16 protein-coding genes and 1 tRNA gene are annotated in these 21,194 nt (G+C 41.4%); 11 read left to right on the top strand and 6 right to left on the bottom strand.

Translation table 11 applies throughout. The annotated features are described in order from the left end of the window. Positions 1 to 602: 602 nt before the first annotated feature. Positions 603 to 2,123: a bifunctional phosphoribosylaminoimidazolecarboxamide formyltransferase/IMP cyclohydrolase gene (gene purH, locus G1O98_RS03500; RefSeq protein WP_163927281.1), complete on the top strand. Its 1,521-nt coding sequence runs from the start codon at positions 603 to 605 to the stop codon at positions 2,121 to 2,123. Between the two features lie 577 nt (positions 2,124 to 2,700). After that, positions 2,701 to 3,333 carry an HD domain-containing protein gene (locus G1O98_RS03495; protein WP_163927323.1) on the top strand — a complete coding sequence of 211 codons (633 nt, stop codon included), beginning with the start codon at positions 2,701 to 2,703 and terminating at the stop codon, positions 3,331 to 3,333. A 196-nt stretch (positions 3,334 to 3,529) separates the two neighbouring features. On the opposite strand, the gene G1O98_RS03490 is transcribed toward G1O98_RS03495, so the two are convergent. From G1O98_RS03490 to glcD, 5 genes are all read right to left on the bottom strand, one after another. Next, a tRNA-Lys gene (locus G1O98_RS03490) sits at positions 3,530 to 3,601 on the bottom strand. A gap of 63 nt (positions 3,602 to 3,664) precedes the next feature. After that, entirely contained in the window at positions 3,665 to 5,923 is a 2,259-nt protein-coding gene (locus G1O98_RS03485) for a GAF domain-containing protein (protein ID WP_163927279.1), read from the bottom strand. Positions 5,924 to 6,266: 343 nt separating this feature from the next. Beyond that, positions 6,267 to 6,830: a hypothetical protein gene (locus G1O98_RS03480; RefSeq protein WP_163927277.1), complete on the bottom strand. Its 564-nt coding sequence runs from the start codon at positions 6,828 to 6,830 to the stop codon at positions 6,267 to 6,269. A 77-nt stretch (positions 6,831 to 6,907) separates the two neighbouring features. Continuing rightward, entirely contained in the window at positions 6,908 to 8,155 is a 1,248-nt protein-coding gene (locus G1O98_RS03475; RefSeq protein WP_163927275.1) for a glycoside hydrolase family 10 protein, read from the bottom strand. A gap of 577 nt (positions 8,156 to 8,732) precedes the next feature. Continuing rightward, positions 8,733 to 10,205 (bottom strand): glycolate oxidase subunit GlcD, encoded by a 1,473-nt coding sequence (glcD, locus tag G1O98_RS03470; protein ID WP_163927273.1) that lies wholly within the window; start codon positions 10,203 to 10,205, stop codon positions 8,733 to 8,735. Positions 10,206 to 10,769: 564 nt separating this feature from the next. Here glcD and G1O98_RS03465 point away from each other — a divergent pair. The 6 genes from G1O98_RS03465 to G1O98_RS03440 all read left to right on the top strand — a co-directional run bounded on the left by G1O98_RS03465 (position 10,770) and on the right by G1O98_RS03440 (position 17,547). Then, positions 10,770 to 11,120 carry a CTB family bacteriocin gene (locus G1O98_RS03465; protein WP_175586496.1) on the top strand — a complete coding sequence of 117 codons (351 nt, stop codon included), beginning with the start codon at positions 10,770 to 10,772 and terminating at the stop codon, positions 11,118 to 11,120. Between the two features lie 1,355 nt (positions 11,121 to 12,475). After that, complete coding sequence (locus G1O98_RS03460; protein ID WP_163927271.1) at positions 12,476 to 13,984, top strand: HlyD family efflux transporter periplasmic adaptor subunit; 1,509 nt, start codon at positions 12,476 to 12,478, stop codon at positions 13,982 to 13,984. Between the two features lie 50 nt (positions 13,985 to 14,034). After that, on the top strand, positions 14,035 to 16,203 hold the full coding sequence (locus tag G1O98_RS03455) for a peptidase domain-containing ABC transporter (protein WP_163927269.1): 2,169 nt from the start codon (positions 14,035 to 14,037) through the stop codon (positions 16,201 to 16,203). A gap of 30 nt (positions 16,204 to 16,233) precedes the next feature. Next, on the top strand, positions 16,234 to 16,545 hold the full coding sequence (locus tag G1O98_RS03450) for a hypothetical protein (protein ID WP_163927267.1): 312 nt from the start codon (positions 16,234 to 16,236) through the stop codon (positions 16,543 to 16,545). 334 nt (positions 16,546 to 16,879) lie between these two features. Further along, positions 16,880 to 17,101, top strand: coding sequence for a hypothetical protein (locus G1O98_RS03445; protein WP_163927265.1), 222 nt, complete (start codon positions 16,880 to 16,882; stop codon positions 17,099 to 17,101). A gap of 245 nt (positions 17,102 to 17,346) precedes the next feature. Next, entirely contained in the window at positions 17,347 to 17,547 is a 201-nt protein-coding gene (locus tag G1O98_RS03440; RefSeq protein ID WP_163927264.1) for a hypothetical protein, read from the top strand. Between the two features lie 321 nt (positions 17,548 to 17,868). Here the strand turns inward: G1O98_RS03440 and G1O98_RS03435 are convergent, their stop codons facing one another. Then, entirely contained in the window at positions 17,869 to 18,795 is a 927-nt protein-coding gene (locus G1O98_RS03435) for an alpha/beta fold hydrolase (RefSeq protein WP_163927262.1), read from the bottom strand. A 449-nt stretch (positions 18,796 to 19,244) separates the two neighbouring features. Between G1O98_RS03435 and G1O98_RS03430 the strand changes: the two genes are divergently transcribed. From G1O98_RS03430 to frr, 3 genes are all read left to right on the top strand, one after another. After that, positions 19,245 to 19,799, top strand: a complete 555-nt coding sequence (locus G1O98_RS03430) for a thioredoxin family protein (protein WP_163927260.1) — start codon at positions 19,245 to 19,247, stop codon at positions 19,797 to 19,799. Positions 19,800 to 19,870: 71 nt separating this feature from the next. Next, positions 19,871 to 20,599: a UMP kinase gene (gene pyrH, locus G1O98_RS03425; RefSeq protein ID WP_012412364.1), complete on the top strand. Its 729-nt coding sequence runs from the start codon at positions 19,871 to 19,873 to the stop codon at positions 20,597 to 20,599. Continuing rightward, positions 20,586 to 21,134: a ribosome recycling factor gene (gene frr / locus G1O98_RS03420; RefSeq protein WP_163927258.1), complete on the top strand. Its 549-nt coding sequence runs from the start codon at positions 20,586 to 20,588 to the stop codon at positions 21,132 to 21,134. Before pyrH ends, frr begins: the two co-directional genes overlap by 14 nt. The last annotated feature ends 60 nt before the right edge of the window (positions 21,135 to 21,194 follow it).

Here is a 21,194-nt window from a genome sequence, read left to right as displayed (position 1 = left end):
TAGGTACTTTGTCAACCTCAAGATTTTAAGGTAATTCCGAATTTATCTTTGATTTTGACTTGGATTGATTGAATCTATGGGTGGTTTATTGTTTTACAATTTTCAACCATCTTTAGTCAAGTTAACTGTATTTCTGGTGTAATCGCCCGACTCAAAGCTAGCAATTATTTACGAGATCCATTCAATACTGTTTTGAGACAGCTTATGGCTTGGGAATCTTGCCCGTCTTTTAACTGGCAAGATACCTATGCTTGTTCTATTCCAAATAAAGGATTGCATACGTCTCCCGACTTTCAATACTAATTGGATGTGACAGCGATCGCTCTAGCGTTACAACTTCCTTCTAACCGCTTATGCACGCGTAATCGATGAATGCTTCTGTGGGGGCTAGATTCGTCGGATTTTTAGTTTAGGCGATCGCAAATATTAGAGACTAAGCCTACTTAGTTCTTATTTCCAGCATTTTCGACAGTGCTGACTCTAAGGAATGTAACCATATAAATTACATCAGTCAATATTATTCCTCATGGTCTTGAAGTGAACCAAGGCTTATGCAAAACTTGAGATCCTTCGCTTCTAGCCTACTTTTAAGGAATTGATCAATGGTGCGTCTAGCCCTGCTGAGTGTATCTAACAAAACTGGTATAATTGACCTAGCCCGTAGCTTGGTTGAAGAATTTGAATTTGATTTAATCAGCAGTGGGGGAACAGCCCAAGCACTCAAAGATGCAGGACTCCCTGTCACCAAAGTTGCAGATTACACAGGTTCACCAGAAATTTTAGGTGGTCGAGTCAAAACCCTACATCCCCGAATTCATGGCGGAATTTTGGCGCGGCGAGATGTTCCCCAAGATATTACAGATTTAGAAAATAACCAAATTCGCCCGATTGATTTAGTGGTGGTGAATCTATATCCTTTTGAGGAAACGATCGCTAAACCAGGGGTGACATTATTAGAAGCTGTTGAACAAATTGATATCGGTGGCCCTGCTATGTTACGGGCATCATCGAAAAACTTCGCTCATCTGGCTGTATTATGCGATCCGGCACAGTATGACGAGTATTTGGAGGAATTGCGGCAAAATAACGGCGTAGCATCCCTAGAGTTTCGGCAAAAGGCAGCTTTAAAAGGATTTTCGCATACAGCTAGTTACGATCAAGCGATCGCATCTTATCTCGCAGAAGCACAGCAGTACACCCTTAGCGGCACACAATTACAATCTCTGCGTTACGGCGAGAACCCACATCAACCCGCCACCTGGTATCAAACTGGTACTACTCCAACGGGATGGGCAGGCGCAACGAAACTCCAAGGCAAAGAACTTAGTTACAATAACTTGGTTGATTTAGAAGCCGCACGCCGAATTATTGCTGAATTCACTGATACCCCAGCCGCAACGATTATCAAACATACAAATCCCTGTGGTACAGCATTGGGAAGTAGTATTTTCGAAGCGTATCAAAAAGCTTTTAATGCTGATTCGACTTCTGCCTTTGGTGGGATTGTCGCACTCAACCGTCCGATTGATGCGGCTACGGCGAGCGAGTTAACCAAAACATTTTTAGAATGCGTGGTTGCACCAAGTTGTGATGCGGAAGCTCAAGAAATCCTGGCTAAGAAATCTAACGTGCGGGTTTTGACTCTAGCTGATTTGAGCAGTGGCCCTAAGGATACAGTGAAAGCGATCGCAGGTGGTTTCCTCGTCCAAACTAGCGATGACATTATTGCTGATACTAGCCAATGGCAAGTTGTGACTGAACGCCAACCCACCGACAGCGAATTAGCCGAATTACTGTTTGCTTGGAAAGTTTGCAAACACGTTAAATCGAATGCCATTGTTGTAACTAGCGATCGCACTACACTAGGAGTAGGTGCTGGTCAAATGAACCGCGTCGGATCAGTTAAAATTGCCTTAGAACAAGCTGGAGAAAAAGCCAAAGGTGCAACTCTCGCCAGCGATGGATTCTTCCCCTTCGATGATTCCGTCAAAACAGCCGCAGCCGCAGGAATTACAGCCATTGTCCAACCAGGGGGAAGTCTGCGCGATAAAGATTCAATCAAAGCTGCTAACGAATTGGGTTTGCTGATGGTTTTAACTGGTGTACGTCACTTTTTACACTAAATCATTGCTTATTAAGTGTGCGGTTTACAAAGTGTCACACTATATACTTTCTTTATGATTGAAGCAATGATATTATCTAATCGTGTGTGAGGAGCAAGTTAAAAATAAAAAGCGTTTGGGGTGGAAACACGGCAACACTCCCAAGCGCTTTTTAATTGTTCAGAAATTGGATTGCTTGTGCAGTTTTAAAAATGTCACTCAATATACTTGCCATCAGATAGAAGTAGTGATATTGTTTATTTGTGTGTGAGGAGCAAGTTGAGAATAAAAAATGCCTGGGGTGGAAACACGGCAACACTCCCGGGCATTTTTTAATTTATATATAAAAAATTGGATTGTTGGTACGGTTTTAAAAGTGTCACTGACTTTAATCGCCTTTTCATTGAACCAGTGATAGTATTTAGCTGTGTGAGGAGCAAGTTAAAAATAAAGAGCGCCTGGGGTGGAAACACGGCAACACTCCCAGGCGTTTTTTAATTGGTATGTAAAAACGATCACTTGCAGATCCTCTGGAATTATTGAGATAATCAGCTACAGTCTGAAATCCAGTAAACCTCACACCAAATCAGAAATTCAGGTGCAAATCAATCGGCTGACTCAACAAATTCAATTCATCATCGAAATTGATCGATTGAAGCATATAATGCGGCAAACCCTACTTATGGATGGGTCACGCCGAGAAAATAGTGCAGAACACTCTTGGCATTTAGCTGTAATGGCGATCGCCTTAGTAGATTATGCCCCAGAGGGTGTTGAGATATTCCATGCCATCAAAATGCTGCTAATCCACGATTTGGTAGAAATTGATGCAGGTGACACCTTTTGTTACGATATGCAGGGTAACGACAGCAAAGCAGTAAGAGAAGCACAAGCAGCATTGCGTTTATTCGGACTTTTGCCAGCAGACCAAGGTAACGAGTTGCGTTTACTCTGGGATGAGTTTGAAGCAGGAGAAACAACCACCGCCAAATTTGCCGCAGCCTTAGACCGTATACAGCCTTTGCTGCATAATCAGCAAACTCAGGGTGGGACTTGGCGTATTCATGGCATTAGCCGCAATCAGGTGATGAAACGGGTAGCACCAGTAGAAACAGGTGCGCCGGAACTGTGGCCCTTTGTCCTGCAATTGATTGATGATTGTGTGACAGCAGGATATCTTAAAGATGATGCTGCCCTAATTACTCAAGATTTTCGCGCTGAAAATTATTAGATTTTTTCTAAGCCTAAATATATAAACATATTTATGTTGGGTTACGCTATCGCTGCACCCAACCTACAAAACTTATATTTATGAGCATCAATCATAAGTTTATCTCAACCAAAACATTTACCCATAATTGGTTGTTTTAGGGGTACATTGGATTGAAGTGAGAGAAAACTGAGAGAAAAAATAAATACTTAAAAAGTGGGTGACGAGGGATTTGAACCCGCAACCAATAGATTAAGAGTCTACTGCTCTACCGTTGAGCTAGTCACCCACACGAATAACCATCATAGCACAACTTCTGAGAATTTAGCTAGTGATACGTCCAAAAAACGAATTAAAGGGGGAATTTGATGGTGAAGGTGGTTTGACCGGCTCCACTCTCTACATAAATTGAGCCGCCTAAATGTCTGACCATTTTCTGCACTAATGCTAATTCCAGCCCAGTGCCGCTGTGTTTCCAAGGATCGTGCTTGGAAAGGTGATAAAAAGGCTCAAAAATCCGTGACAGTTCATTGCTGGTAAGCTCTAGTCCAGAATTGCTAATATTAAGCTCTACTGCATCCCCTCTTAAGTAGGCAGAGACTGTGACTGATTCACCTGCTGGGGTATATTTGCAGACATGGTTGAGTAGTTCGGTGATAATCCTCTCCATATCTGTGATATCTGTCTCTAAAGGCGGGAGTGCGCGATCAATACTCAGTTTTAAATGCTGTCGCTGACAGTTGGTGAGGTCTCGAAAAGACTCGACAATGGGCTGAAGCCAGCTTTGTAAGTCAATGGCAATCAATGTTGGGGGTTCGGGTTCTGCTTCAAGATATGTGAGTTTGAGTAGATCGTTAATTAACTTGCTTTCTCGCGCACACTCGTTATGCAGAATCTGCAAGAGTTGTGGAACTATTTCTATCTCTAATATTTCTGCTGGTGTTAAGACACTTTCGAGGGTTTGGACTGCAAGGCTGATGCTAGTTATTGGGGTTCGCAGTTCTTGAGAGAGATTTCGGAGAAATTGGTTTTTGAGCCGATCGCAATTTTCTAATTCTTTAACTTGTGTCTGGGTTTGTTGGTAAAGTTGAGCTTGGCGAATTGCGATCGCACATTCATTGGCAACCTGCTGCACTAACTCAATTTCAAATTCATCAAATGCCTCTTGTGATGGTCTTGCCAACCAAAGATTTCCCAAAATCCCTTGAGTATCGAAAATTGGACAAGCCATCTGGGACATAACCAACAACTTTGGTTGCCATCCAGGGGCAACTTCCAAAAATTGCAAAGGTTGTTTTTGCAATAAGGGTTGATAAACTTCCAGACGGTCTGTAATCTGTCTAGTCAGTTCTTGACACTGCGGTAGATTGTTGATGCTGTACTCGTAGGCAATAGTTACCAGGGTTTGACAGGGGCTATAGAGTTCAATTTGGCAACGTTCAAGGTTCAGTAACTCTGTTAATTCCTGAGTGACAGTCTGCAACACCTGAGCTTCATCCAGACGATCGCGGATTTGTTCTGTCATCCGTCGCACCAAGGCTTCAAAGTTTCGTACCTGCTGCAATTGATTTTTGTACTTCTGTTTTTGCAACTCTATTTCGACTTTGAGATCCTGAAGCTGCTGACGAAGTTCTGCTTGTTGCACAGCAATGCCGATTTGAGTTGCCAACTGTTTGAGTAAGCCAGTTTCTGCTTGCTGCCATTGACGTGATTCTTGGCAATGATGGGCAATCAATAGCCCCCACATATCTTGCTCTTGGAAAATCGGCACGACTACATTGGCTCTAATCTGCAAAGATGCCAGGAAATCTATATGGTAAGGATGCAAGTCTGCTGCATAAATATCCTCAACAACTTGAATGCAACCTTGCCCGTAGTGTTCTGGATTGCTACTAAAGCAGGGATCGATGATGTTTTTTCCCAAGAGTGAATCGCTTGCAGCGACGCTTGCGGCAACGCTTGCGGCAACAATTACCCCACTGCCATCAGGCTGGAAGCGATAAACTAGAACGCGATCGCAATTCAAAAATTGCCGCAGTTCAATTGTTGTCTGATGCAGAATTGTCTCTAATTCTACAGATTGGTGAATCCGTCCGGCGATCGCTTCTAGCAATTGCTCCCGTTCAAACTGGAGTCCGACTGCTTCTTGGGCTTGCTTCACAGGAGTGATATTACTACTAGTACCAATCAGTCGATAAATCCGAGAGTTAGCATCCCTTAGTGGCGTGAGAGTCGTACTCCACCAAGTAGTAACCCCCTGGAATTGTAAACATTGTTCGTAAGAAATAGTTTTACCAAATAGCACACAGTCAGCATAGTGCTGACGCACCCTACAAGCATCGATGGGGGAAAGAATATCCTCTGGTTTTTTGCCTCGGAGATCGTCTGAGCGAATGCCTATCCACCGCTCATGAGTGGGATTAAGTGCCACATACTGAAAATCTCCATCTTCTAGAACATCTACTACAAATATTGATGCCTGCACAGAATCGTACATGCTCAGTAGAAATTGCTCACTACTATTTTTCTCCTCTACTTCCGTGCCAAAGATAATTTGAGGGGGCGATAATTTTGTCAACTCCATAGTTGATTCTGCTGGATTTTTATTCATGCGAGAGTCCCTTTCTGGTATTACTGACTCTTCTAGGCGCTCTCTTATCGTTATGCTTGTAGTAGATGCACTTTAGCGCCTATAGCAAAGTATTGTCAGCTGTTGCTCATCGAAATTAAATCTTTCTCTACTTCTGGTCAGAAATCTAGGAAAGCTAATATAAGTCAGCTTAACAAATCCTGCTTTTTGAAGGCGAAAATACATTTGCAGTTGAGGGCAAATCTAATGATTTTTTGAACAGTTTTCCAAGATTTTTGCATATACTTAAGTACAATTATCATACTATAACAATTAATTTTACAATTCTTAATAAAATTATTGGGTGAGGCTGGGTAATAGGAACTCACGACCGCAATTTATGAGCATTCATTCCGGTGAGGATACCAACTAGCAGCCAAGTGATAGCTAACCCCATAACTTCGCCTAAGAATAGTTGCGTTAAGTCGTGCAAAATCATTCCCACAGCAGAACCCACGGGGACAGCAACAGCCCAACTGACCGAAGAGACAAATATCCATCGCCACGCCACAGGCTGGGGAATTGCTAACCATTGTGTCAATCCAATTCCCAAGCCGCCAAGTGCGCCATAAATGGCTCCCGACAGGATTCTCAAAGGAAGAATCTGAATACTGGGTACAATCCAACCTACCGCACCAATACCGATCGCAGTGATGATACTCCAACCCAAAAGACTTGACAAAATCCACCTGATGCAAAATACAGGTTCTTTGAGAAGACAACCTTGAGGAAGTGCGATCGCAAATCCACCAATAGCTGCTTCTATCACCCCAACATCTGCCTGATCGCCAACTTCAATAAAAAGTAAACTCAATAAAAAACCGCCACAAGTAGCGAGAGTCCACAGCAGTGTAAAGCTAAATCTAGTATTTTCCGGCGCGAATGACATTAAGGGGAATTGGGAATGGGGAATGGGAGCAGAGTAGAAAATGACAAATGACGAATGACGAATGACAAATGACAATATCAAAGTTTTTTTGGTTTGAATTGTCTGACAGTTCTAGCATTAAACATCTCAAAAAAAACTTTGCGTCGCTGTTGGGGCGATTCCGGTACAATGTAACCCCAGAGACTCTCCCAGTAGAAAAACGATATACCATTAAAATTGCGATCGCGTACTGCTTGAACCTGTTCTCTAACTTGTGCCATTTTCACAGGATTACGCACAGTTCCCGTTGATATACCAATTTGTACAGGAATTAGACTTTGAGCCAATTTCACAGATGGTTGTTCTAATTGAGCGATAAAAGAGCTTTTATCATTTCGATAAACTTGCAAAATTAACTCATTAACTAAACCTTTTTTTACCCAATTCTCCCAGTCTTGCAAATAGTATTTGTAGGCAAAAGCTTGATAGTTTGGAGATAGGGATATTTTGACTTTGGGTTTCACCGCCTTCACAGCTTGATAGAGTTCTGCCATGAAATCAGTAATTTTGTCCGCTCGCCAACGCATCCATTCTGAGTTAAAAGGGTCAATGGGAGGACTTTTGCCTTTATGTTCTTGCTGGTAGAGTTCAATCGTGAAGCGATCGTAACCAAACTGTACAGGCATCCCAAAATGATCGTCAATCTGAATACCATCCACATCATAATCCCTGACTACTTCCAAAATTAGCCCTCGGATAAACTCTTGCACTTGCGGATGTAAGGGATTCAACCAAGCTAGCTTACTTACTAAACTATTATCAATTTCTTCTGGTGGTGCATCTTGGATAGACTTGAGACCTTCTTGTCCAATTGTTAACCAGTCGGGATAACGCCTTGCTAACTGTGAATAATGCGGTGTCATAAACCCATATTCAAACCAAGGAATAACTCTCAAATTTTTCCTTTTGGCAAGTGTCACTATCTTTGTTAAAACATCCTGTCCACCGTGCATGAAATTGAGAAAAGGTTGAGTATTTGAGCCTGTAGTCATTTCAGCTACTGCACTTTTATAAAAAGTATGCCCTCGGTTCCAAACTACAGGATAAATTGTATTAAAGTTGAGGGACGATAATTGGTTTATAGCCCGGTTAATGCCCCAAGGGACAAATAGTACACCACTAGCAACATTAGTGAGCCAAACGCCGCGAATTTCTGTAGGTAAAGGAATTATTTTTTGGGAATAAACTGGGAGTGAAGAAACTGAAGAGAATGAAAAAACTGTTAAAGTGGCTACTAATCCCAAACACATTAAGTAAGAAACACAACGGCGAGCAACCCGATTCATTTGTAATCGTGACCTAGTGCGATCGGAATATATATAACTACAAAATAAAGTTGTAATCCTCCGGATTATGTAAAGAAATGATGATTAATAACTCAGAATTCAGAAGTCACAATTCAGAATAGTTGAAAGCATACGGAGGCAGTTTTTGTTATGAATATACTTAACGATACCAAAACCTAATAAATTAGAATTCCAAATTCTAATTCTTACTCCTAATACCAATTTTTTATGAAGCTGCATATAATTCGATCCCCCCTAGCCCCCCTTAATAAGGCTACAGTGTACACACAAGTCTAATTACCCCCCTTAATCTCCCCTTGGAAAGGGGGGAAATAAGAAAATCTAGTTCCCTTCCCTTTCCAAGGGGAGGGTTAGGGTGGGGTAAAACCTTGTTTAATCAACTATTTCAAACTTGTGTGTACACCGTAGCTTAATAAGGGGAGAACCGGAAAAACATCTATCAAAGTCCCCCTTTTTAAGGGGGATTTAGGGGGATCAAGATATATGCAACTTCACATTAAATTGGTATAACTTCTAATTCTTAACTCCTGACTCCTGAATTCTGAATTCTTTCTTCTTAAAATCTTTCCACACCTTCAAATTGCTTGACAGCAGACGCATTTGCTGCCTCCCCACAAGTTCGTGGCGTGGGGAATATCTTTTCAGGATTTGCTAACCCTTTAGGATTAAAAACTTGCCGTACCCATTGCATAGTTTCTAAATCAACTGGGCTAAACATCTCTGGCATATAGCACTTTTTCTCCGCACCAATACCATGTTCACCAGAAATACTGCCACCAACTTGGACACAAAGCTTGAGAATTTTTCCACCCATTTCTTCTACTTGTTCCAATGCTCCAGGTACAGAATTATCATAAAGAATTAATGGATGAAGATTGCCATCTCCAGCATGAAATACATTAGCAACACGATAACCATATTGTTCGCTTAATGCCTCAATCTCATGCAGAACATAAGGCAACTGAGTCCGGGGAATTACACCATCTTGCACATAATAATCTGGACTTAAATGCCCAGCCGCAGCAAAAGCAGCTTTACGTCCTTTCCATAATTTCAATCTGGTTTCTGGGTCACTAGCAGAAGTGACATTTCGTGCCCCATTCTTTTTACAAATTTCGGTCACTCGCTGCTTATTTCCTGCAACTTCTACTTCTAACCCGTCAATTTCGATTAGCAAAATAGCAGTAGCATCACGGGGATAACAATTTGTGGCAACAACATCTTCAACTGCATTGATGCTGAAGTTATCCATCATTTCCATACCGCCAGGAATAATTCCAGCGCTGATGATATCAGAAACAGTTGCTCCGGCAGCTTCAATACTGGTAAAATCTGCCAACAGCACGCAAATTGATTCTGCACTTTTGAGAATTCGTAAAGTAATTTCTGTGGCAATTCCTAAAGTGCCTTCAGAACCAACAAACACACCCGTTAAATCATAACCAGGCATTTCAGGCATTTGTCCGCCTAAATCGACAATTTCTCCTTCTGGCGTGACAATTTTTAATCCTAAAACGTGGTTAGTGGTGACACCATATTTAAGACAATGTACGCCACCAGAGTTTTCAGCAATATTCCCCCCAATAGAGCAGATAATTTGGCTAGATGGGTCAGGAGCGTAGTAAAAACCAGCACCACTAACGGCTTGTGTTACCCAACTATTAATCACGCCTGGTTGAACAATTGTGCGTTGATTTTCCAAATCAATGCTGATGATTTGCCGCATTAAGGAAGTGACAATCAAAACAGAGTCTTCCACTGGTAAAGCACCGCCAGATAGACCAGTGCCAGAACCGCGTGCGATGAAGGGGATAGAATATTGATTGCATATCTTTACCACTTGGGCAACTTGTTCTGTTGTTCTAGGTAATACCACTACAGCCGGGCGTTGGCGATAGCCAGTTAAACCATCACATTCATAAGTAATAAGTTCTTCGCGGCGTTGCACTACACCATTTTTGCCAAGGACAACCTCGAATGCTTTGATAATAGGTTTCCAGTTGTGTTGTTTTTTATCTTGGGTCAGCATAGTTTTTAAAGTTAACTATAGTAACTTAGAGTTTAAAACAATACCCAAGTTTTTGAGGGATTTGCCAATAGTTTTGAGCGGTTAACGACGTTTTAAGCATTGCGGCGTTCTTTCTAGCTTTACCGCAGACTCTACCGCTTTAAAACTTACTGAGCTTAGTTGCTCCACTTGAAAAACTTGATATTGTCCATTCGTTACGAACAAAGTTGTTCTGGTAACAAAAGGTTGTCTATTTGTAGCAACTACTTATGTATTATTTGCAAAGACTTAAGCAAAACTTATTAATAATCCCCCAATCATAATGTCAAAGTAGTGATTGTAGATATGCAAAATCTTTCAATATATGTTCAAATACTTTAAATAAGTTTAAAAATAGCGAATATTCATCATTCTTACTCTATGGCATTGGTATATCTAAAAAAAATCAAAGATTTTATATCTACCTTAAGAAACAAAAATACAATTTGGTTTTATGTCTTCAGGTTTATGAAATCATGACAAACAATGCCTATAGTTGGGTCTTAGGTAGTCACATACCTAATTTCGTAAGTGAGGCTAACAATCATGTCACATCAAATAGTTGCATCTGAGTTGCTTAATGAGTTATCTGATGAGCAACAACAGATAATAGTCGGTGGTGCCGACTTTGAGTTAAGCGGCAGCAATTACGGTAACAGACGGAATGGTTTACTGGGAAAAACCAATTCCGGTCCCCAAGGTAGCAGCTCCGTCTCCGTAGGCACCAGTAATGCCATCAATACGGCTGCACAAGATTTCTTGGGCTTGGGTGGAACCATTCCTACAAGTGTTGGAGCCTTAGGTCTTTCACCAACTGGTGGCGATCCAACTGGTGGCGAGCAAACTGGTGGCGAGCAAACTGGTGATTTAGGTGGCGAGGAAACTGGTGGTGCATAGTAACTATAGCTCATAGGTGTCTCAAAAAATCAGATATCATATCAAAGCGCCATACATATTTAAGCAGGGAATAGTAAATGGAGATTCTTAAACATTCAAGACTGAAGAATGAATCTTTTTCATCAGACTTGTTTTTTTACTACTCCCCTACTTAAAATGTGCAACTTTGAACAGAATAACTGATAATGCAGAGTCACCTATTCCATTTCTCAGACGGTAGCGCCAACTCCTGTTTCGTGATAGTGCTGAGTAATATAGGTGCTCAAGGTTTCTCCTCCTTGGGTGCTGGAACCAGCCCTAGATTCCAGAGCTTTCCTGTCATTTTCCCTTTTGTACAACCCAATTATCTGGCTAAATCCCTTAGGGAAAACTGTATCAGTGAGTTAGCCTCTGGAATCTTTTATTAAAGAGCTACATAAATGAGGCTAACAATCATGTCACATCAAATTATTGCATCAGATTGAGTGGATCTGTTCCTATAAGAATCACAGTTTTGCCCACCCCTTTATCCTTTTAACTATTCCCACAAGTAACCTGCAAAAGTTGTCACGTCAAAGCGCTTCGCAAATTTAAGCAAGTAATGGTAAATTAGGGTTCTCAAATAGTTAAGAATGAAGATCGGTTTACCCAAATAGCACAGTCAACTTTGATATTGTGATGGTGTTAAGTAATTTCCCCACTCAAAGTTTCTTATCATTAAGTATGTAGAAGCGATCGCAGATTTTCAGAGATATTTTGTCTACAGATGTACTGTCTTTTATATAACCCCCATATTTCCAATCAAGAGGTTAGGAAGAATTTCATCACGAGTCAATCTCCTGAATGCTGATTCTTAATTAGGTTCGCCTAAGTGAGGCTAACAATCATGTCAAATCAAATAATCACATTTTTGGGGAATAAATAATAAAAGGGGGATGAAGGAGACTATTATGACTCGCTCAACGTAAGTGAGGACTTTGAGAGAGTTTGAGCGTTTTCCTCCGTTTTTTTCAACGCGTTGCACACGTTAGAAATATGAGGAAGGTGATTTTAGCGCATTGCGCATACCTTTCTCTCCCCCCTTAATTGATTATATAACATCGTAAAGCATGATGTTTGTCACTGTTAGTAACATACGTTACCGTTTCACTTTTTAGCCTGCCTAGTACATAGCCTTGCTACAGGATTTCGCAATGCGGCGTTGCTTTGCTTTTCATCCTGAATGGATGAGCCGTAAACCCCTTATTTAGCGTGATTCTCAAAGAGTAACCTTTAGCAATACCTGCGGCAAGATGCCTTCGTGTCAACGCAACAGGCTTGAGTTTTAGCTCGCCTCATTTTTTCGTGTATCCATTCACAACAAAAGGTGCAATACCGTGAAATCCTTACTCACAGAAGGGGAATCTTCTTGGAATAGGTTTAATGAACCCAATCCAGACCAGCTTCATTTAGTTGAAGTTAACGAGTTTCTCCCCCATATCGGTAAATGGACAAACTTCGGAGGAGGAATTCTGCTGAGTATTTTTGTGGTAGCTGTGAGTCTGACATCGGTTCTAAATTACAATGTCACGGTCAAAGTCCCTGCAAGTATCCGACCTGTTGGAGAACAGCGAATTGTTCAGTCTGCTATGAGCGGAACTGTTCAAAAGATTGATGTTCAAGAAAATCAGGTGGTGGCTAAAGGGCAAGCTATTGCTCATGTTGATGATTCACAACTCCAAACTCAAAAGAGTCAATTAGAAAGCAGTATTCAGCAGAGTCAATTACAACTAAATCAAATTGATGCTCAACTCCGTGAAATGAATGTCCAGATTGGGGCGCAGGCAAGCTTAATTAACCGCACGCTTATTGCTGCACAAGCTGAGTTAGGTGGTACCCAACGCAACTATCAAGATCAGCAAATTAAAGCTACAGCTGATATGACAGAAGCAGAAGCAGCCTTGACCTTAGCCAAGGTGCAAAGAGAGCGATTACAGCGAGAAAAACTTTTAAGAGCAACTGTGCAAGAAGCAGAAGCAGCCTTGATCTTAGCCAAATTACAAAGAGAGCGATTGCAGCCGATAGTAGTATCGGGAGCAGTTCCTCGCAATCTGTTTGAAGAAAAAGAACAAGAGGTTAAGTCGGCTGAGGCGAAGCTAGAACAAACTAAAGCCAACGCTCAAAGTCTTCTAGAGGAAAAAGAACAAGCTCTTAAGGTCGCCCAAATAAACCGAGAAAAGGCTAAAACCGCGATCAATCCTAGTAATGCTCTTGTAACCGTGGCATCTGAACGGATTAAGCAGGAACAAGCAAGAGGTGAGGCTACCTTAGCCGCTTTGAAAAAAGAAAGAGAGACTCTGTTGCAGCAGCGCCTTGAACTGCATAAGCAACTCGTTAGCACTGGCAAAGAACTACAACAAGTAAAAACCGATCTGAATAAGAGTGTAATTCGATCGCCAATCGAAGGAACACTGCTGCAATTGAATCTTCGCAACCCAGGACAGGTCGTGCAACCCAGTGAAGCGATCGCTCAGATTGCTCCTCTTAATGCACCTTTACTAATTAAAGCTCGTGTCCCAGATCAAGATATCGACAAAGTGAAACCGGGACAAAAAGTTCAAATGCAGGTTTCTGCCTGTCCCTATCCAGAGTATGGCACTCTCAAAGGAACCGTCGAAACAGTTGCACCAGATGCCGTACCAACTGTAAAAACCATCGCAGCTCAGAGCCAAGTCCAAGTACTCGCCTATCAGGTAACTATTCAACCACAAAAATCATATTTGGGTAGAAGCGATCGCCAGTGTCATCTGAAGTCCGGGATGGAGGGTAGAGCAGATATTATTTCCCGCCAAGAAACCATACTTCATTTCATTCTCAAAAAAGCACGATTAATGGCAGATTTTTAATTCAATATTGCTCTGCTAACTTTGTGTACCAATTTTATAGGTCGGTGAACATGTTTGATCTATTTAAATTCCATAAAAATTATCAGTGTGTTTCACAATTGAGTGAAGAAGACTGTGGGGCAGCTTGTCTAGCTACAATTTCTAAGCATCACGGACATTTTTTAAGCATCAATCGCAGCCGAGAAGCGGTAGGGACTGGACAACTAGGAACTACTTTACTGGGTTTAAAACGCGGGTCTGAAAATCTGGGTTTCAATGCCAGAGCAGTTAAAGCGTCACCAGCCATCATAGACAGAATCACAGAAATAAACTTGCCAGCGATTATTCATTGGCAGGGCCACCACTGGGTTGTTTTATACGACAAGCGGGGGAAAAAATACGTTATTGCCGATCCTGGTGTGGGTATCCGTTATGTCAATCGAGAAGAGTTAGCAGCAGCTTGGAACGGCGTAATGCTCTTACTGGAGCCAGATCCAGATCGCTTTTTTAAACAGCCAAAAGAAAAAGCAAAAGGTGGCTTAGGTCGTTTTTTAATGCGGATCTTGCCTTATAGGGGATTGCTGAGTCAGGTTTTGATGATCAACATTGTCATGGGTTTGCTCGCTCTAAGTACCCCAATCCTAATCCAACTACTGACAGATGATGTCCTTGTGCGCGGCGATACCCAGTTGCTCACTGTTGTGGTTTTAGGTGTTATTGTTATGAGCTTATTCAGCAGTGCCCTGCAAGTATTGCAATCCATCATGATTGCTCATTTTGGTCAACGGCTGCAACTAGGGCTAGTTTTGGAATTTGGGCGAAAAATTCTCCAATTGCCCTTGAATTACTATGAAGCTCGCCGCAGTGGCGAAATCATCAGCCGACTGCGAGATATTAACGAAATCAATCAGTTGGTATCACAGATCGTAGTTCTTTTACCTAGTCAGTTTTTTATTGCAGTAATTTCTTTCTGCTTGATGCTGTTTTATAGCTGGCGGTTGACGCTAGTAGTCATCTTCATCATCTTCTTAATGACCGTATCTACCCTGCCTTTCTTACCCATCCTCCAGCAAAGGACACGCAGTCTCTTAGTCTTGGGGTCAGAAAATCAAGGCGTTTTAGTCGAAACGTTTAAGGGAGCGCAGGTGGTCAAAACCACAAATGCTGCTCCCCAATTTTGGGATGAACTTCAAAGCCGTTTTGGTCGCCTTGCTAATCTCACTTTTGGTACTATCCAAATCGGAATTATCAACAGCACCGTTGCTAGACTGATTTCCACCATTGGTGGCGTTATTCTACTAGGGCTAGGAAGCATCCTGGTGATTGGTGGGGAGTTAAGCATAGGTCAAATGCTGGCTTTTAATGTCCTACAGGTTAACGTTTTAGCTTTAATTAACTCGTTAGTTGGCTTAATGGATGAATATGTTCACTCCCAAACAGCAATCTCTCGACTTCTAGAAGTTATCGATGCTACACCAGAAGTAGTCGGGAGCGGTCAAAAACCGAGTGCACAAATCTCTTATGATGCAGACATTCGTTGTTCCGATCTCCAATTTCACCATGCTGGCAGAGTTGACTTAATAGAGAATTTTTCTCTCAAGTTACCTGGAGGAAAGGTGATTGCTTTAATTGGCCAGTCAGGTTGTGGTAAAAGTACTTTTGCAAAATTGATAGCAGGCTTATATCAGCCGAACTCTGGTAATATCCGCATTGGTTTTTTTAACATCCAAGACCTTTCCCTTGATTGCCTGCGACAACAAGTAATTTATGTACCTCAAGAGCCTCACTTTTGGAGCCGCTCGATTTTAGATAATTTCCGCTTAGGAACGCCTTATATTTCCTTTGAAGAAATTGTTAAAGCTTGTGAAATTGCTGATGCAGACGGCTTTATCAGTCAACTTCCTAATAATTATCAAACTGTTTTAGGCGAATTTGGCGCAAATCTCTCTGGTGGACAAAGACAACGATTAGCGATCGCTAGAGGCATCCTCACCAATCCACCTATACTGATTTTAGACGAAGCGACTGCCGGACTCGATCCGGTAAGCGAATCTCACGTACTAGATCGGCTTTTGGAATACCGAAAAGGCAAAACTACGATTTTGATTACCCATCGTCCCAGCGTAATCAATCGCGCTGATTGGATCGTGCTACTAGATAAAGGTCAAGTGCAACTACAAGGAACTCTAGAGACTTTTCTATCTAAACAAGGAGAGCATTTAAAGTTTTTATCACTGTAAAAATTAGGCTCTGTATGAGCAAATAAAACTATGTCTGAAAATACCAAATCCCAAAATTCTAAATGGTTCAGGGATTTGTCTGAAAAAGAACAGGAAACCCTCGCTGCTGGTCAAATCCCGAATCTACCAGATGAAGCTATGCCAGTTGAAAGTAATTTTTTTCTCCAACAAACTAATATCCAAACTACGGCAGACAATACATTAAATCTTGCAAATGGTGATGTATCTTCTCAAAAGACTAAATATATATTGTCAAAAGTGACACTAGGGTTTTCTACAAAAATTCGGGTTCCAAATTTTTCTTTATTTCTAAATGAATTAAATAATTTTATGAGAAATTAAATCCTTTGTTTAGTTAAAAGCTAGCTTGTTTGTATTTAATTACTTCAAATACATTAATTAATCATGTACTTGAAGTAATTAATGCTATTTATACAATATGCATTTATTTAAAATTAGGCATTTAAACTAGTTAACAAAATAACACTATTTGCCAACATTTCTATTAGTTAAAATTTTTAGATTGTTGTTAGTTTGTTTTATAGTTTCATGAGCCAAAAGAAGTAAATGTGCCTGGATGTTTTCTAACCTAAGAGTAATTTATTCGCTTATCAAATAGTTAATAATAAAAACATAGGTGATTAGCACCTATACCAGTAAGTGAGGTAAATAATTTATGTCAACTCAAATGATGATGTCTGATTTGCTTGTGGATCTATCCACAGAACAACAACAGCTTCTGACTGGGGGACAAATAAATGAATCCACTGACGATGAATCAGATGACAATGGACTTTCCGGTCCTTTAGGTCGAAATCGTCGCGAAAATCGTCGCGAAAATCGTCGCGAAAATCGATTCCGCATCAGGGGCATTGTTACCCTCCAAAAAGTTAGCTAAACTTTGCAATTAGCGGGGGATATTGAAGCTAATATAACTCGCTCAAAATTTAATTTATTTTGAGAAAGAGCTTTATTTGTCTCTTATATTCCCTGAAGGCATGAAATCAACAGCCTAGAGATAATAAAGGTAGATGCTATCCTTAGCATCTACCTTTATGCTCGCCTCTTACTTCAGATCAAAATAGTTTCGACTAATTGATGAGTAAAGCTTTTGCTGTATAACTCAAGGCACTAGACATTCTTTTGCACTGTACAAAAGTGAGGCAAAAAATTATGTCAGATCAAATCATCACGTCTGATTTGCTTGTGGAGTTATCCACAGACGAACAGCAGCTTTTATGCGGCGGACAATTCATAGGTGGCTTCGACGGAGGCTTCGACGGCGGCTATGACCGCGGCTATAAAGACCGAGGTGGCAAAAAGTGCTATCGTCGCTACTGTTAGCGTCGCTAATCCAGAGACTGATTTACGGATGCAGTTTTTCTTTCTAAGTTGAAAAAACTTAAAGGCTGGGTAGTCTTGTAATCTAAACTTTGCAATAAGCAAGGTGAGTAGAAGGCTCATAAAAATCGCTCAATATAAATTAAGTTTTGAGATAATTTGTGTAGTCTCCTATGTTCTTTATAATGAATTAAATCAACTGCCCAGATCCAAGAAAGGTAGATGATATGCCTAGTATCTACCTTTCTGTTTCCCCCTCATTAGTTTCAGCAGAACAAATGACTAATCTACATTCTGAAAACTTTGGCGGTAGCTGAGTGGAAATTATGCCTCCAATTTTCCCGAGTCTATTAACAGCGATCGCTCCCAAATCCAATCAAGTAAAATCGGATTGACTAACTCTGGTGCTTCATCTTGGGGACAATGCCCAACTCCTTCTAAAGGAATAAACTTTTGTACCTGTGGGAAATTAGCTAATTCTCTACCTAACTTAATTGGTTCCCACGGATCGGCCGTTCCCCACAAGATAATTGCAGGACAAGGTAGCAGCGGTAAAAGGTCTTCTGGTAGAGGCCCTGTAGAATAAGAAGTAAAGGCAAGGAAAACAGCTACAGCCCCCGGATCGCTTGCGGGTGAAGTGAGAATATCCACCAATTCATCTGTCACCATCTCAGGATTCGCATAAGCTTTTAGTAAAATCTTCCGCACTGTTTTCGGTTTGGCAAGTTGATTGAAAAAGAAATCGCCAACTGGTTTGATAGAAAGCAAGCGTTGCAGTAAAGGCGCTCCGACACGACGAGTCCAAGGTAAAGTTATACGTTTGCGATCGTGCAACAACCGTAAAGAACAGTTGAGCAATGCAACTCCCAAGGCAATATCTGGATTGCTAACAGCTGCTTGCATGGCTACAATACAGCCAATAGAATTTCCAACTAAAAAAGCAGGTTCGCCGACAACTTCACGGCAAAAATCTGCTACTTGTTGTCCCCATGTTTCTAGAGTGTAGGTAATTTTTTCACCAGGTTGAGGTTTTGCAGAAGCGCCAAAACCAATCAAATCAATAGCATAAACTCGGCAATTTTGTGCTAACACGGGAATATTTTTCCGCCAATGCCACCAAGAAGCGCCAAATCCATGCACGAGGACAACAGGCGGCCCAGTGGTTCCTTGGGTTTGATAGCAGATAGGGAAATCTTGCCAAATCCAGGTTTTTGTAGAGGTAAATGCTGTTTTTGAACTTGAGGTTGTCATAGGAAATTTGATGAATACAAGGGTAAAAGCTCGTCAGCAGCAAGGCGTAAGTAAAATTATTTTGAATTTGAATAAAATTTATCAGATTTTCAAATAAAATTATTTGGTCTAGTGATAACTTAGACATACACTAGAAAAGCTTCTAGGCTGATGGTTTTATCCAGGTAGAGAGTTTTTATCTTGTTGATAGAGGTAATTTCCTCACAACTTAGATTATGTCAGCATTAGGAATCATCACTTCTATAATGTGAGTAATATTTTTGCCATTTTTTTAGATGTGAGTGAATTAGCATCAGTGCTAGATTCAGTAGATTCACAATTTACGATCGCTATTTTGGTCTATAACATTGTCAGAATATGAGGCATCGGCTAAGGGGTGGTTTGCAACTGGAAACTGACGCTGAATTTAACAACATTTTTCTTGTTCCTAGTTCTGCGAGCCAGACAATATGAATATACTAGAAACAATCGATACTCCCATCGGGAGCTATGCACCCGATTTTGAACTGCCAGGAATTGACGGTCAAGTACACCATCTCAGGCGTTATCTTGAGAAGTTCCGAGCAGTGGGCGTTATTTCCATGTGTAACCACTGTCCTTATGTAGAGTGGTATATAGACAGGTTAAAAAAGATTCAAACCAAATTTGCCCCCAAAGGCTTCACACTAATTGGGATGAATGGTAGTGATGGTAATCATGAAACTAGGTCAAGCTTTGAAAATATGAAAGCTTTTGCCGAGCGTCACAATTTGAACTTTCCTTACCTGTGGGACTCGACGCAAGATGTAACCCAAAGTTTTGGTGCTACGAAAACACCAATGGCCTTTTTAATAGATGCCAATGGTATAGTCCGCTACAAAGGCAAAATTGACAATCATCCCCAAGATGCATCAGCAGTGGGAGAAGAATATTTAAGAACTGCGATCGCCTCTCTATTTCTTGGTCAGGCAATAGATGTACCACAAACAGAACCAGTAGGTACTACATTGATTTGGCGTAACTAGACATAGATAGTCCCTGTAACTGCTATCTTAAATTGGAGGCAATTGCAACTTTTTTGATAAAGCGTAACTTCATGGGAACGAATTACCGACGGGTTTTACTCAAACTGAGCGGTGAAGCCTTAATGGGCAACATGGGCTATGGCATTGATCCAGAAGTGGTCAAAGGAATAGCTCAAGAGGTAGCAGAGGTGATAGCCACTGGCGTTCAAATGGCCATCGTTGTTGGCGGCGGCAATATTTTTCGTGGCGTGAAAGCAGCGTCGGCGGGGATGGACAGGGCAACCGCTGACTATATTGGGATGATTGCCACGGTAATGAACGCCATGACGTTGCAAGATTCGCTAGAACACATAGGGGTACAGACGCGGGTGCAAACTGCGATCGCCATGCAAGAATTAGCAGAACCATATATCCGTCGTCGTGCCATCCGTCATCTTGAAAAAGGGCGGGTGGTAATTTTTGGGGCTGGTTCTGGAAATCCCTTCTTTACCACTGATACTACTGCGGCACTCAGAGCAGCAGAAATTGATGCGGAAGTGATTTTTAAAGCCACCAAAGTAGACGGTGTATATGATGCTGATCCTGAGATTTATCCTAACGCCAAGCGTTACAATAGCCTTACCTACGCGCACGTTTTAGCCAAAGATTTGCGGGTGATGGATAGTACTGCGATCGCCTTGTGTAAAGAAAATAATATCCCAATTCTGGTATTTGACCTAACGGTGCGAGGTAACATCCACCGGGCAGTATTGGGAGAATCCATCGGTACCCTTGTGGGAGGTTCTTGTGATATTAGCTGACGCGAAAAGCAAAATGCAAAGTTCTGTTGAGTCAACTCAACGAGCTTTTAACACGATCCGCACTGGTCGCGCCAATGCGAGTCTATTAGATAAGGTATTAGTGGACTATTACGGTTCGCCTACACCCTTAAAATCACTGGCAAATATTAGCACGCCAGATGCATCGACAATTCTAATTCAGCCATACGAGCGCAACACCCTAAACATTATTGAGAAGGCGATTTCTCTTTCAGATGTGGGTTTAACCCCCAGCAACGATGGTTCTGTAATTCGGCTGAATATTCCGCCTTTGACAAGCGATCGCCGAAAAGAATTCGTCAAAATGGCTACTAAGTACGCTGAAGAGGGTCGTGTTGCTATTCGCAACATCCGCCGCGATGCCATAGACTCGATTCGCAAGCAGGAGAAAGCCTCTGAAATCTCCAAAGATGAATCAAAAGACCAACAAGACAACTTGCAAAAACTCACAAACGAGTATACAGCCAAAATAGACGCACTCTTGGCAGAAAAAGAAAAAGACATTACGACTGTTTAAAGTCTAAAGTCTGAAGCATAAAGGCTGAAGGATGATGGTAAAATTCTTCAGCCTTTATCA

This window comes from Nostoc sp. UIC 10630 (assembly GCF_010747425.1).
Lineage (GTDB): Bacteria > Cyanobacteriota > Cyanobacteriia > Cyanobacteriales > Nostocaceae > Nostoc.
This window is presented reverse-complemented; position numbering and strand designations above follow the sequence as displayed.

Bases quoted from the DNA above. Each gene is read 5' to 3' on its own strand.
- purH (WP_163927281.1), top strand. From the start codon at position 603: ATGGTGCGTCTAGCCCTGCTGAGTGTATCTAACAAAACTGGTATAATT.
- G1O98_RS03485 (WP_163927279.1), bottom strand. From the start codon at position 5,923: ATGAATAAAAATCCAGCAGAATCAACTATGGAGTTGACAAAATTATCG.
- G1O98_RS03480 (WP_163927277.1), bottom strand. From the start codon at position 6,830: ATGTCATTCGCGCCGGAAAATACTAGATTTAGCTTTACACTGCTGTGG.
- G1O98_RS03475 (WP_163927275.1), bottom strand. From the start codon at position 8,155: ATGAATCGGGTTGCTCGCCGTTGTGTTTCTTACTTAATGTGTTTGGGA.
- glcD (WP_163927273.1), bottom strand. From the start codon at position 10,205: ATGCTGACCCAAGATAAAAAACAACACAACTGGAAACCTATTATCAAA.
- G1O98_RS03465 (WP_175586496.1), top strand. From the start codon at position 10,770: ATGTCACATCAAATAGTTGCATCTGAGTTGCTTAATGAGTTATCTGAT.
- G1O98_RS03455 (WP_163927269.1), top strand. From the start codon at position 14,035: ATGTTTGATCTATTTAAATTCCATAAAAATTATCAGTGTGTTTCACAA.
- G1O98_RS03450 (WP_163927267.1), top strand. From the start codon at position 16,234: ATGTCTGAAAATACCAAATCCCAAAATTCTAAATGGTTCAGGGATTTG.
- G1O98_RS03445 (WP_163927265.1), top strand. From the start codon at position 16,880: ATGTCAACTCAAATGATGATGTCTGATTTGCTTGTGGATCTATCCACA.
- G1O98_RS03435 (WP_163927262.1), bottom strand. From the start codon at position 18,795: ATGACAACCTCAAGTTCAAAAACAGCATTTACCTCTACAAAAACCTGG.
- G1O98_RS03430 (WP_163927260.1), top strand. From the start codon at position 19,245: ATGAATATACTAGAAACAATCGATACTCCCATCGGGAGCTATGCACCC.
- pyrH (WP_012412364.1), top strand. From the start codon at position 19,871: ATGGGAACGAATTACCGACGGGTTTTACTCAAACTGAGCGGTGAAGCC.